Genomic DNA, 13338 nt, shown 5'->3' on the forward strand with positions numbered 1-13338 from the left:
GTTGGGGTTTTGTTTTGCCTGTAGAAAAGTTTTTACTCGCAGCAGCGAACAAATTTGCACAGTTATTTTCGAATCAGAACACTAGAATAGCCCCACCTTATTCGGAGCCAGAGCCTTTATGTCAGAGTCGGTTGACGCCCCCGGGCTGTCAGATTTACCGCTGGAAGACTTGGTGGCCTGTCACGAGTGCGACCTGCTGATGCGCAAGCCAACGCTTGCTCACGGCGAAAAAGCGCTCTGCCCTCGCTGCGGTTACGAACTGTACGCTCATCGCCATAACGTGGTGCAGCGCAGCCTTGCCTTGGTGATCGCAGCATTATTGCTGTACATCCCGGCAAACTTTTTACCCATCATGCAACTCAATATCCTCGGACAATCTTCGCAGGATACGGTGTGGAGCGGCGTACTCGGCCTGTTCAATACGGACATGCAGGGTGTTTCGATCGTCGTCTTCCTGTGCAGCATGGCCATACCGCTGCTCAAGTTGCTGTGCCAGTTATTCGTTTTGCTGACGATTCGCTTCAATGTCGGACGCAGCTATGGCTTGCTGCTCTATCGCATTTATCACCATCTCAAAGACTGGGGAATGCTCGAGGTCTATCTCATGGGCGTGCTGGTGGCGATCGTCAAACTGGCTGACATGGCAGCCATCACCGTAGGTCTCGGCTTGGCGTGTTTTATCAGCTTGTTATTGGTGCAGGTCTGGCTGGAAGTGGTGATGTCACCGCATCAGATCTGGCAGGCGTTATCAGGAGAGGACGCTCATGCGGGCGATTGATGCGGGCATTCTGGTGTGTACCGAATGCCACGAATTGAACAAGCAGGAAGCGGAAACCGACGAGCAAACCTGCAGCCGTTGCGGTGCGCTGGTTCACGCCCGGCGTCCGAACAGCCTCGTGCGAACCTGGGCACTGCTGATCACGGCGGCAATTATCTATATTCCGGCCAACGTTTTGCCGATCATGACTGTCAGTTCTTTGGGTCAAGGTGATCCGAGCACGATCATGTCCGGCGTGATCCAGCTGGTGCAACACGGCATGATTCCTATTGCGGCTGTGGTGTTTATCGCCAGTATTCTGGTGCCGACCTTCAAACTGGTGGGTATTGCGCTGCTGCTGTTTTCGGTGCAACGACGCCAGCCGTTGTCAGCTCGTCAGCGCATCTGGATGTACCGTTTTATCGAGTTCATTGGTCGCTGGTCGATGCTCGATATTTTTGTGATCGCCATTCTGGTGGCGGTCGTCAACTTCGGCCGGCTTGCCAGTGTCGAAGCCAATCTTGGCGCCATCGCCTTCGCCAGTGTGGTGATTCTGACGATGCTCGCCGCAGTAACTTTCGATCCCCGACTGATTTGGGATAACACGGAGTCGGACGACGACCATGACTGATTTGCCCGTAGCTAAAACCCGACCGGCTTCGAACTGGTCTGCCATTTGGGTACTGCCTCTGATTGCGCTGATCATCGGCGGCTGGCTCGGCTGGCGTGCGTACTCCGAGACCGGGATCGAAATTCAGATCCGCTTCGAGAGTGGCGAAGGTATTCAGGCCAACAAGACCGAGGTCATGTACAAGGGCATGTCGGTCGGTAAGGTCAAGACGCTCAAGCTCGACGATGAGGGCAACTCCAAAGGCGTGATTGCCACCGTCGAGATGAATAAAGACGTCGAGCAATACCTCAAGACCAGCACGCGTTTCTGGCTGGTCAAACCGAGCGTCACCCTGGCTGGTATTACTGGGCTGGAGACATTGGTCTCGGGTAACTATGTTGCCATCAGTCCCGGCGAAGGCGAACCGACACGCAAGTTCAAGGCACTCTCCGAAGAGCCGCCGCTGTCCGACGCCAAGCCTGGCCTGCATCTGACCATCAAGGCTGATCGTCTTGGCTCGTTGAGCCGCGGCAGCCCGGTGTTCTACAAGCAGATCAAGGTGGGCCAGATCAAAAGCTACGTGCTTTCGGAAGATCAGAGCACCGTTGAACTCAAAGTCTTCATCGAGCCGACTTACGCCAAACTGGTGCGCAAACATACGCGTTTCTGGAACGCCAGCGGCATCAGCATCGACGCCAACCTGTCCGGCGTAAAAGTGCGCAGCGAATCGTTGGCCAGCATCGTCGCCGGTGGTATCGCTTTCGCTACACCAGAGAATCGCAAGGACAGTCCACCGACTGATCCAAGCCTGCCATTCCGTCTTTACGAAGACTTCGATGCCGCTGCTGCCGGGATCCGCGTAAAGGTCAAACTCAGCGACTTCGAGGGCCTGCAGGCTGGCCGCACGCCGGTGATGTACAAAGGCATTCAGGTCGGCAACCTGAAAGCACTGAAGGTCGATCCGGATCTGAACAGCGCCACGGCCGAGCTGACCCTGGATCCATTGGCCGAAGATTATCTGGTCGACGGCACCCAGTTCTGGGTGGTCAAACCGTCGATTTCTCTGGCCGGTATCACCGGTCTGGAAGCTTTGGTGAAAGGTAACTACATCGCCGTGCGTCCGGGTGATAAAGGCGCTGCACCGAAACGCGAGTTCGAGGCACGGCCAAAAGCACCGCCGCTGGATCTGCGCTCACCGGGTCTGCACCTGGTGTTGTTCACTGACGTCCTCGGCTCCATCGATGTCGGCAGCCCGATTCTGTACAAGCAGGTCAAGGTTGGTTCGGTTCAGAGCTATCAGTTCTCCAAGACCCGCAAGCAACTGGTGATCGGCGTTCACATCGAGAAGGAATACGAAAACCTGGTCAACGCTTCGACCCGCTTCTGGAATGTCAGCGGCATCACACTGACCGGCGGACTGACCGGTGGCATTCAAGTGAAGAGTGAATCGCTGCAGACTTTGATGGCCGGTGGTATCGCCTTCGAGACACCGCAAGCCAAGGCGCCATTGCAGAAGCGTATTCCGCGTTTCCGTTTGTTCGCCAACCATGATGACGCCAATCAGAAGGGCGCCGTAGTGACGATCAAGGTCGATCGCGCTGATGGTCTGCGCAGCGGCACTCCGGTTCGCTTCAAGGGACTGGATGTCGGCAAGATTGAAAGTGTCGATCTGACTGACGATCTGCAATCGGTGATCCTCACGGCGCGCATCACCGAAGTGCCGGAGAAGATCGCGCGGGTTGGCAGCCAGTTCTGGGTGGTCAAACCGGAGCTGGGTCTGATCAAGACTGCCAATCTGGAAACCCTGGTGACCGGGCAGTACATCGAAGTGCAACCGGCGGCCAAGAATCTCGGCCCGCAGAAGAACTTCGTCGCGTTGGCCAATGCGCCGGAAGTGACCAAGCAAGAGGCGGGGCTGAGTCTGGTATTGAGCGCTGCCCGTCGTGGTTCGCTGAAGCCGGGCGTGCCGGTGACTTACCGTGAAATTACCGTGGGTAAAGTCACCGGTTATGAACTGGGTCAGACCGCAGATCGGGTGTTGGTGCACATTCTGATCGAGCCTAAATATGCGCCGTTGGTGCGCAGTGGCAGCCGGTTCTGGAACACCAGCGGTGTCGGTTTCGATATCGGTTTGTTCAACGGGCTGACGGTGCGCACGGAATCGCTGGAGACGGCGATTCAGGGTGGGATTGCTTTCGCCACGCCGGATGGCGAGCGCATGGGTAACCCGGCGCGGGCTGAGCAGACGTTCCCGTTGTTCGACAAGTTTGAGGATGAGTGGCTGACGTGGGCGCCGAAGATTTCGCTCGGTAAGTGATTCTATGGTGTCTGAAGTGGCGCCATCGCGAGCAGGCTCACTCCTACAGGGGAACGCATTCCAACTGTAGAAGTGAGCCTGCTCGCGATAGGGCCCGCAAAATCAGCACAAACCCCAAGCCATAAAAAAGGGCCGCGATCCAAACAGATCGCGGCCCTTTCTTGTTTTCAGTTAACGCCGATCAAACCGCATCCAGCTCCGGTTCATCCGCTTCAACATTGACCGTAGCCTTCACCACATCATGGCGACGGATGTACTTCCAGTCCGCCTCATCAATGTAGATCCCCGCCGGGCCGCTGCCGCCTTCCAGGTCGATCGCGACACTGGCGCAGACCTGCGGCTTCACACTCGCCAGAATCGGCACGAAGCCCAGCTGAAGGCTGGTTTCCAGCAGCGCGGCCTGGTTCTTCTCGTCAATGTCCGCCGCCTCGTCGAGGTAGTACGGCAGGCGCACGCGACCGGCCTGATCGCGGTCCATCAAGTGCAGCAACAAATACATGTTGGTCAGCGCCTTGATGGTCATGGTCGTGCCGTTGGACGCCGCGCCATCGATGTCGGTGTGGATCACCGGCTGGCCGTTGACCTTGGTGATCTCGAACGCCAGTTCGAACAAATCCTTGAGGCCGAGCTGGTTGTGGTTCGCCGCCACCAGCCGCGCCAGGTATTCCTTGGCTTCTTCGTTCTTGTTGTCCTGCTCGGCACTTTGGCTCAGATCGAACACCGACAGGGTTTCGCCTTCTTCGTACTGACCGGCGCTGTGAATGATCTGGTCGATGTGCTTGAGCGCTTCCTTGTTCGGCGCGAGGACGATACGGAAGCTCTGCAGGTTGGACACCTGACGCTTGTTGATCTCGCGGTTGAACAGCGCCAGTTGATGTTCGAGGCTGTCGTAGTCGCTGCGGATGTTGCGCAGCGTCCGGGCGATGTCGGTGACCGCCGCACGACGGGCCTTGCCCAGCGTCAGCGCTTCATCGGTGCGGTGCGCGTAAGCGTTGATCAGCAGCGACAGACGGCGCTCCATATCGTCTTCGCTATCGAACTTGGCCACGCCTTTGAGGCGCACCTGCGCGTACAACGCTTCAATCTGACCGTCGGCGCGCAGCAAGCCTTGCCAGCTGTCCTGATAGTCATTGAGCAGCGGCAACAGGTTGTCCATCGAATCGTCGACCGGATCCATGAACGGCGTACCGAACGGCAGATCCGCCGGTAACAACTGACGACGGCGCAGCGCATCGTCGAGGGTGCGTTGCTTGGCTTCCATATCGGCGATCTGCCGGCCGACCAGTTGCAGCTTGGCCGACAGTTGCTGGACGCGCTCGGTGAAGGCATCGCTGGAACGCTTGAGTTCGTCCTGCGCGCCTTCCATCTGCGCCAGTTGCTCGAGCTTGTCGCTTTCTTCAGCGCTCAAAGTCTGCGTGCGGCGGAAGTCTTCCAGTGCTTTCTGCGCGTCCAGCACTTGCTGGTACAGCGTTTCGGTCTGGGTTTTGCTCGCGGCGCGATCGGCGGCCACGGCCTGCTGGGTTTTCAGTTGCTTGAGTTCTTTTTCCAGACGCTCTTTCTGATCGCGCAACGCGGCGCGGTCGGCCAGTGCTTGCAGGGCCGGCGGCTCGATGTGGGAGATGTCGATGGACAGGCCCGGGACTTCGAAGCGCTCGCCTTTGAAGCCATCGAGAATCAGCTCAACGGATTTGACCCACTCGCCATCTTCATCGAGGGTGATGCCGTGTTCACCCAGCGGCAGGCTGAACAATGCACTGTTGAACAGACGCATCAGACGCTCGACGTCCTGTTGCGAGAACTCCTCACGCAGACGCGCGTAACTGTTGTTGTCGGCGTGATCGAGTTGCTGCTTCACCGACTTCAGGCGTTTTTCCAGATCGCGCACGCGCTCTTCCAGATCTTCCGCACTGAACTGGCGGGATTGCGCCAGGGCGCCGGCCAGTTCGTCGTGGGCGTCTTTGGCCGCGAGCAATTGTTGCTCGAGCACTTTGACGTCGTCGACCAGGGCGAAGCGATTTTTCAACACCGACAGCTCGCCGAGCCAACGCTGGATGCCGGAAATTTCCCGCTCCAGACGCATCAGTTCCTGGGTGCCACCGCGTTGGTCGTTTTGCAGGCTGTCCTGCTCGCCACGGTAGTGATCGGCCTGGATGGTCAGCTCTTCTTTACGCGCACTGGCGTAGTCGGACCAGGTGCCGAGCAATGAGTCGAGCAGCGGCGACAGGCGATGCAGTTTGCCGCGCAGTACGTCGCGCTGTTTCACGCCATTGGCCAAGGCCTCAACCAACGGGCCGGCAGCGACCAGCGAGTTGTAGTCCTGTTCCATGCGGCGCACGTCGCGGAAGGCTTCTTCGCACGCAGCGATGTAATCGACGCTGCCGGAACGCAGGCTGTGTTCGAAGGCATCGAGGAACAACTGCTTCAACTTGGCTGCAGTGATTTCACGCATGTGCAGCAGATTGATAAACAACGCGCGGAAGGTCTTCAGGCTCTGTTCGCTGGTGGAGCGCAGCGGGATCAACGTCAGGTCGAGCGGGATCGACGTGTGACCGCCAACCAACAAGCGACGCAGTTCGTCCGGCTTGAGTTCGTAGGCTTTCAGGCCTTCTTTCTCAAGGTTGCTGAACAGCTCTTTCTGACGCAGGCAGGTGTCGTTCTTCTGGTAATGCGCCAGATCGAGCTTGCCGGCGTAAGCGAAGAACTGGTGACCGAAACCACCGCCCGGGCCGCGACCGACCACGCCGATCACGTGCGGACCGTGCGGCAGGTTCACTTCGACAAGGATGTAGCTGGTGTCGGAAGCGAAGTAGAAGCGCCGCGATTGTTCGAGGCTGTACTTGCCGAAACTCATGTCCGACATGCGCGCCAGAATCGGGAACTGCAAGGCGTTGATCGACGCCGATTTACCGAGGTTGTTCGCGCCGTAAACCGACAACGGTTCTTCCAGCGGGAACAGGCCGAGGCTGTAACCGGCGGTGTTCAAAAGGGCAAAGCGGCGGATGCCGTAGCGTTCCTGGCTCATGCGTCGGACTCCTGTTCTTCGGCAATGGCGCGGGCCAGTGCGTCTTCTTCGCTTTCTTCATCGAATTCGGTGAGATCGAGCGGATCGTCGGTTTCGAGGAATTTGGCTTCCGCCGCTTCGTCGATCAGCACCGGCGCTGGCAGCGGCAATACGCTGTGCACGCTGGCCGCCAGATCGCGATCCTGCTGCACCGACAGGCACACGTCGAGGAAACGGTGCATCGGCGGCAGGAAGCGGTACACGCCGTTTTCTTCGCTGGCGAAACCGAGTTGAGTCATGCGGCGCATGATCTTTTCTTCGAGTTCTTCCACGGTCTGCACTTCGGCCTGAATGAACAGGTCGCGGTATTTTTCCAGCAGTGATGGCAACTCTTCGCGGCCGAGGCTGCCGCCATCAAGCACGGCGATCGGGTCGCGACCCTGATCGGCCAGATGCTCGACGAGGATGAAGGTGAACAGCGCCAGACGCTGGGCAGTCTTGTTCACCGCTGCTGCGGCCATGTCCGGCACGAAGTAGTAGAAACCGCGGGTGTCGCAGACCAGTTCAAAGCCCAGCGCCTTGAACAGCGTGCGGTATTGATCCTGGAAGTTCGACAATTGCGCGTACAGCTCCGGGTCGCGGCGGCTAACGTGGTAACCCTTGAACAGCTCGCGGAAGATCGGCGCGAGTTGCGACAGTTCGGAAAGATCAAGATGCATTGGGGATGCTCGCAGAATTCTCGGAGGCAGAGTCGCTGGCCGAGAGCAGGGCGAAGGAGCGCAGGCTGACCTGGTGCTCGTGAGTGTGGTATTCGCGGCGTTCCAGACGCTCGCGCTTGAAGCGCTTTTCCCGCGACAGGCGCGAGAACCAGTAGAGCAATTCGTCGGTGGCGCCGTCCGGTTCCTGCTCCAGCAACCAGGTCATCAAATCCGGCATCGGCAGGGCTTCTTCGCAACGGTCGACCATCTCACGCACGGTGCGTGGTGCGCGTGGGGCTTCGCCTTTCTGCGTTTTGTGCGCTTTCGGGAAGCGTGCTGGTTTCGGTTCGAAACGCGCCAGTGCATAAACGTAGGCTTCGACCTGACTGGCACTGCCGAGGAAGGTGCTCTGCGGGCGAGTGAACAGCGGCATCGCCGCTTGCGGTACGGCGTCGATGCCTTTGCGGCGGATCGCGGCCAATGCGAGTGCGGCACCACGGGTCACGGCGTTGTGCCGGCGCGCTTCTTCACGCAGCGGCAGCAGCAGTTCGCGGGCATGGCGCAAGGTCAACTGGGCGCTGGTTTGCATTTCGAGGATGCGCGCGTGGGTGCGCAGGAGCATGTCGTCGTCAACCAGATGGCCGAGGCGCTGTTGCTCGCTGAGCATCTTCAGCAGCACGGTTTCGACCTTGCGCACGCCTTGTTCGAAGGCGCCGTCGGCGTTCACCAGATCGATCATCGGCTCGACGTATTCGTCCCAGGTCGCCAGCACTTCGGCGTAACGCTGACGCAATGGAATCTGTCGATCGCTGGTCTTCGCCCGTTCGGCTACGGCGACCAAGGCCTGTTCGTCGTTGTCGAGCTTCTTCAACACGTCGCGGACACGCATGTCGAGCAGGCGCAGCTGGCGGGCAAGGTCGTGGCCGTCACGGACTTCGAACGCGTCCTGGATATACCCGGCCAGACGCTCGAGGTGACGCAGATAGGCTTCGATTTCCAGGCACAGGCCCAAGCGGTGTTCACGGCGCAGATACGCGAGAAAGTCGTGGATCTGCGCGTTCAGCTCGAAACGGTTCGGGCTTTTCGCCACCGGAATCAGAATATCGAGGCGAATCCACACGTCGAGCAGGCTGGTGATGTCCTGCGGTGTGCTGTCCAGTTGTTGGGCGGCCAGTTGCGTGCGCAGTTCGTTGAGGCTCAGTGTGCCTTGGTCGAAGTGCTCGCACAGTGGCTCCAGAAGTGCCCAGTGTTCAGCGAGGGCGCGCAAGACGCGCTTGGGTTCGATCATCGGAATGGCCGGCTGGTTGACGATTAAAAGCCGCGATTGTACTGCATCACGAAGGATGCGATTCACTCTCGGGACGGGCTGTCGAATTTTCTAAGGGAGGGAGCTTAGGTAAAGGCTATCGATCAACAGCAAGCGATCTTGAACGAAGGGCGGTAGAATCAGCCCACTTCAGTTATCCACAAGTGGCCGACCCCTTGCTTATCGAGTCCCGCCGCCGCGCCTATTTGAACGCCATGCAGGTGGTCAACTGGCTGCCGCGCACCGAATTGCCCTTCGCCGCGCCTTCGCGGCCCGAGCTGTTGGGCATGCCCGAGCCCGAGGTAGAGGCGCCGGTGGTGCTTGCGCCTCAAGTCGAAACGCCCGCGCAGCCTGCCGTTCGTCCGGCCGAACGGCCGAAGATCGAAGTGCCGCGCCCTTCGTTGGCCAGCACCCGGACCAACGCCAAACCGGTGGAAGAGGCAGACGACACGCCAGTGGTCGCCAAACCGGCGCCCGTGCCACCGCCACGTTTTGCTCTGCAATTGCTACGCGCCGGGCGTTGCCTGCTGTTGGTCGAGTTACCCACAGGCGAACCGTTCCAGAGCCGCGATCCGGCTTATCTGCTGCTCAAAGACATGCTGCGCGCCGCCGGTTTGCCGGATGCGCCGCAAATCGTCGGCGAGCCGGTGCGTTGGCCGTGGCTAAATCGCGGCACCATGGATCAAGGCCCGGAAGCGGCGCGTGACTTCGTTCAGGGGTTCCTTTCGGTGCAAATGGAAGCCGCTCCGTGCGCCTGCCTGTGGCTGATCGGCCTGCCAGCGGTGCGTTTTGCCGGTGAAGCGGATGCCGAAGCGTTCAATCGTGAATTGCAGATCGAAGGTCTGGGCTCGGCCTGGGCCATTCCCGGTCTGGAATTGTTAATGGAAGAGCCACAGCGCAAAGCCGCTGTGTGGCAAGCCATGCGTCGGCTGATGGCGCGCTGGAAAGAATCGAATGAGTGATGCTGTATCGTTCCGCCCGATGACCGAGGCGGATCTGGAAACCGTGCTGAAAATCGAGTACGCCGCCTACAGCCATCCGTGGACCCGGGGGATTTTTCTCGACGGACTGGGCAAGTACCAGATCTGGCTGATGTTCGAAGGGCAGCAGCAAGTCGGGCATGGTGTGGTGCAGATCATTCTGGATGAGGCGCATCTGCTCAACATCACCGTCAAACCGGAGAATCAGGGGCGCGGCCTGGGGCTGACGTTGCTAGAGCACTTGATGTCGCGGGCGTATGCGGCTTCGGCGCGGGAATGTTTTCTGGAAGTGCGTGACAGCAATACAGGCGCGTTCAAATTGTATGAGCGGTATGGCTTCAACGAGATTGGCCGACGTCGGGATTATTATCCGGCGGTGGGCGGGCGTGAAGATGCCGTGGTCATGGCCTGCACCCTGGTCGATTAAACCTTAAAAGCATCGTCGGAACGCCGCCCGGAGCAGGCTCACTCCTACAATTTGGAATGCGTTCCCCTGTAGGAGTGAGCCTGCTCGCGATAGCTATTTACCAACCGACACAGGTCAGCGGTTACCATCCAGCGGATCGTGCCGCGCCAGCTCCGCCTCATCCAGTCCATTACCTCCGCCAATGTCATCCTCATCGACAATGCTCAAATCCCAATCCGCCTGATTGCCTTCACCGGCTTCTTCGGCATCCCGCGCGCCATCTTCATGAATCAGTGTTTCCGGGCTCAGATCATCGTCGGTGGGTTCATGGTCAGCGGTCGATGCGCCGGTCAATCCGGCCTCACGCACTCGTTCACGCGGCATCAACTGCTCGCGTTCACGTTCGGGAATCTCATCGCCGATTTTCGCGCTCGGTTCGTCTTCATCGAAATCCAGCTCGTGCACCGAACCCATACGGTCTTCGTTATCATCGATGGGCTCCGGTTGCACCGCATCGTAAGGGCGTCGTGAATCAGTCATGGCAATTCCTCATACTGTGGGCCTTACTTAGGTGGACTCACCGGGCACACGAGAATTCCAATGAAATCACTTGCGCTGGCGGCGTGACCCCGACGGGCGGTCGTCTGTCATACCAGCGCATCTTTCTTGAGGCCTTACAGCATGCATGACTTACAAGACCTGATTGATAACAACGAGCGTTGGGCTGACGCGATCACCAAGGAAGACCCGGATTTCTTCGCCAAGCTGGCGCGTCAGCAAACGCCGGAATATCTGTGGATCGGTTGTTCCGATGCGCGTGTGCCGGCCAACGAGATCGTCGGCATGCTGCCGGGCGATCTGTTCGTGCACCGCAACGTCGCCAACGTGGTACTGCACACCGACCTCAACTGCCTGTCGGTGATCCAGTACGCGGTCGACGTGCTCAAGGTCAAACACATCCTCGTCACGGGCCACTACGGCTGTGGCGGTGTGCGCGCTTCGATGCAGGACCGGCAGTTCGGTCTGATCGACGGCTGGCTGCGTTCGATCCGTGATCTGTATTACGAAAAACGTGAAGAACTGGCCAAGTTGCCGACTGAAGAAGAGCAGGTTGATCGTCTCTGCGAACTGAACGTGGTTCAGCAAGTGGCCAACGTCGCCCACACCAGCATCATCCAGAACGCCTGGCATCGCGGGCAGAGCCTGTCGATCCACGGGTGCATCTACGGCATCAAGGATGGCCGCTGGAAAAGTCTGAACACCACTATCAGTGGTTTCGAGCAACTGCCGCCGCAGTATCGTTTGCGTCCGGTTGGCGCGGTATAACGCACCTTTCAGCGCAAGCCGCAATGCCGCCAGCGCCGTAGAAAGTGCTGGCCTTCCAGACTGGGTGGTTCGTCGTAGCCGGTGATCCACCCACGGCAGCGTGGAGAACCGCAACCGCAGGCAAACTGGTGCAGCAGTTTGTCTTCAGTGGCGGTGTAGTCCATGGTCAGCCGTTCGCCCCTGTGGATATCTTTTAACGCCCACAGCCATAGCTCGCTCATGTCGAGAAACACGTTGGGGTCGCACGCGTGTTCGATCAAACCGCAAAAACGCGGATCGTAGATGTGGATGCCCGTCAGCAATTGTCGGGTCTGGCGGCAGCGATACGGCAGTAATTGCCCGGACACCCGGCACATCCGGTGGGTGTGCAGGAACTCGCGCCGCGCGGCGACCGCTGCCGGGGCACCGTACCCATCCTGAAGGATTTCGAAATCGGCGCTGGCCGGAAACCCCAGACGCACGGGCAGACCGGCGAAGGGATAGATACCTTTAGTATCGCGTGGCGGCGAGTGCGCCTTGGCGTGGATATTCATATCAGTCCTTGTCGCAAGGCTTTTGCGACTTCCTTGGGTTGACGTCCTGTCAGCGCTGCAATACTGCTGGCTGGATCCAATCGTGTCCTATTAGGTATAGCGGGTCTACTGTCAGATCTGACAGGCGATTTAGACGCTTTCCCGCGTCAGCATTGGCTGACACGGGAACGCTTCAAGCGGTTATAGGTGCGGGGCAGGAACGGCGGTGGCTGGCAACGGTGCTTGCAATTGCTTCAGTTGGGCCTTGATCGGGGTGGTAGCGCACTTGGCGGTGGCTTGTTCCGGGGTCAGATTACGGATCGAGGTGTAGAACAGCTCGCAGGTTTTGACTTTCTGCGTGACCTGCCATGTCTGCGTGCAACTGCTGAGGGTAGCCTGGGCATCGCTGCCCGGTTTGCTGCCCATTCCGGCTTGCCAGCAGGCGGCGCTCAAATCCTGACCCATGACTTTCAGGCCTGCTGCATCAGCCTTCGCCTGCGCATCGTCGCCGCTGTAGCTCTTCGGGTCGGCTGCGTACCAGATGTAACTTGGGTGGTTGGAACCCAGCACCGGCACTTTCACCCCTTCGCTCGGGCTGATGGTCACCAGCCCCAATACATTCACGGTTGGCCCGTATTGCTGCTTGATCCAGTTACGCACCGGCGCACCGAACGCGACCATCGGCAGCGTCGTGCCGCTGGCGGTCTGGCTGAACTGTTTGACCAGGGTGGTCTGGTAGTCCTTGAAGTAGTCATACACGCCTTCCAGATCGCTGCCAGCATTGGACGGCGCAGCAATCGGGGCGATGTCGATGATGGTTTGATAGGCCGGCGTCTGCCCGGCGGGAATGCCATTGTCAGTCAGCAATGTCGCCCAGCGATCGGTGGTGTTCGAACGCAGATAATCCTGCGCCTGGGTCAGCGAGTAATCCGGCGGGAAGTGCAGCAACTCGACGCTTTTGCGGTTTTCCAGAGCCATGCCCAGCGGCAGGAACAGATACCAGCTATAGGCCCATTTGCCGTCGGCGTTGAGCTTGCTGGCGCCGGTGTAGGCCAGATCACCCGCGTCCAGCAGGGCCGACAAGGGTTTGTCGTAATCCTTCGGCACGCCGGTGATCTCGGCGTAGAGCTGGTCGTTATCGGTTTTTACCAGCACCTTGGCATCGGCATAACCATCGCGTTGCACGCTCTGGCTCAGGTAATGGGCGACGGTCTGTTCCAGCGTCCAGTTGCGGTAGCAGATCACGTTGCAATTGTTGGGGTAGGCGAAGAGGCGGGTAACACGCTCGGTGCTGCCCAGTTTCAGGTCGACATCGGCGTGGGCGGCCGCGCTCAGTGTGAGCGCGGCGAGTGTGAGTCCTGCGAGTTTGAACATGCTCAGATCCTTTTCAGCGTGGGTTCCCCGGGTATCGGGGGCGGCTCATAT

12 protein-coding genes are annotated in these 13338 nt (G+C 59.2%); 6 read left to right on the forward strand and 6 right to left on the reverse strand.

Annotated features, from left to right (window positions below; genetic code table 11):
* Positions 1-118: 118 nt before the first annotated feature.
* From FGA82_RS13880 to FGA82_RS13890, 3 genes are read left to right on the forward strand one after another with little or no spacing between them, the layout of a single operon-like run.
* Positions 119-778, forward strand: a complete 660-nt coding sequence (locus FGA82_RS13880) for a paraquat-inducible protein A (protein WP_141127509.1) — start codon at positions 119-121, stop codon at positions 776-778.
* Positions 765-1388: a paraquat-inducible protein A gene (locus FGA82_RS13885; RefSeq protein ID WP_141127510.1), complete on the forward strand. Its 624-nt coding sequence runs from the start codon at positions 765-767 to the stop codon at positions 1386-1388. Before FGA82_RS13880 ends, FGA82_RS13885 begins: the two co-directional genes overlap by 14 nt.
* Positions 1381-3684: an intermembrane transport protein PqiB gene (locus FGA82_RS13890; RefSeq protein ID WP_141127511.1), complete on the forward strand. Its 2304-nt coding sequence runs from the start codon at positions 1381-1383 to the stop codon at positions 3682-3684. The genes FGA82_RS13885 and FGA82_RS13890 overlap by 8 nt, the downstream gene beginning before the upstream one ends.
* 181 nt (positions 3685-3865) lie before the next feature.
* Here the strand turns inward: FGA82_RS13890 and mksF are convergent, their stop codons facing one another.
* From mksF to mksB, 3 genes are read right to left on the reverse strand one after another with little or no spacing between them, the layout of a single operon-like run.
* Positions 3866-6706, reverse strand: a complete 2841-nt coding sequence (gene mksF, locus FGA82_RS13895) for an Mks condensin complex protein MksF (RefSeq protein ID WP_141127512.1) — start codon at positions 6704-6706, stop codon at positions 3866-3868.
* Positions 6703-7404: an Mks condensin complex protein MksE gene (gene mksE, locus FGA82_RS13900; protein WP_016983587.1), complete on the reverse strand. Its 702-nt coding sequence runs from the start codon at positions 7402-7404 to the stop codon at positions 6703-6705. Before mksE ends, mksF begins: the two co-directional genes overlap by 4 nt.
* The gene (mksB, locus tag FGA82_RS13905; RefSeq protein WP_171057284.1) at positions 7394-8671 is read right to left on the reverse strand and encodes an Mks condensin complex protein MksB; all 1278 of its coding nucleotides are present in this window, start codon (positions 8669-8671) and stop codon (positions 7394-7396) included. The genes mksE and mksB overlap by 11 nt, the downstream gene beginning before the upstream one ends.
* 233 nt (positions 8672-8904) lie before the next feature.
* Between mksB and FGA82_RS13910 the strand changes: the two genes are divergently transcribed.
* On the forward strand, positions 8905-9651 hold the full coding sequence (locus FGA82_RS13910) for an energy transducer TonB (RefSeq protein WP_141127588.1): 747 nt from the start codon (positions 8905-8907) through the stop codon (positions 9649-9651).
* Complete coding sequence (rimI, locus tag FGA82_RS13915) at positions 9644-10096, forward strand: ribosomal protein S18-alanine N-acetyltransferase (protein ID WP_141127514.1); 453 nt, start codon at positions 9644-9646, stop codon at positions 10094-10096. Before FGA82_RS13910 ends, rimI begins: the two co-directional genes overlap by 8 nt.
* Before the next feature lie 114 nt (positions 10097-10210).
* Here the strand turns inward: rimI and FGA82_RS13920 are convergent, their stop codons facing one another.
* The gene (locus FGA82_RS13920) at positions 10211-10615 is read right to left on the reverse strand and encodes a serine kinase/phosphatase (RefSeq protein WP_141127515.1); all 405 of its coding nucleotides are present in this window, start codon (positions 10613-10615) and stop codon (positions 10211-10213) included.
* 141 nt (positions 10616-10756) lie between these two features.
* Here FGA82_RS13920 and can point away from each other — a divergent pair, with 141 nt between their 5' ends.
* Entirely contained in the window at positions 10757-11401 is a 645-nt protein-coding gene (can, locus tag FGA82_RS13925; protein ID WP_095190641.1) for a carbonate dehydratase, read from the forward strand.
* An 8-nt stretch (positions 11402-11409) separates the two neighbouring features.
* Here can and FGA82_RS13930 read toward each other — a convergent pair whose 3' ends face one another.
* Positions 11410-11934 carry an SET domain-containing protein-lysine N-methyltransferase gene (locus FGA82_RS13930; RefSeq protein WP_141127516.1) on the reverse strand — a complete coding sequence of 175 codons (525 nt, stop codon included), beginning with the start codon at positions 11932-11934 and terminating at the stop codon, positions 11410-11412.
* A 180-nt stretch (positions 11935-12114) separates the two neighbouring features.
* Complete coding sequence (locus FGA82_RS13935; RefSeq protein ID WP_141127517.1) at positions 12115-13287, reverse strand: hypothetical protein; 1173 nt, start codon at positions 13285-13287, stop codon at positions 12115-12117.
* Positions 13288-13338: the final 51 nt, after the last annotated feature.

It is taken from the genome of Pseudomonas fluorescens (assembly GCF_005938625.1).
Taxonomy (GTDB): domain Bacteria; phylum Pseudomonadota; class Gammaproteobacteria; order Pseudomonadales; family Pseudomonadaceae; genus Aquipseudomonas; species Aquipseudomonas fluorescens_BD.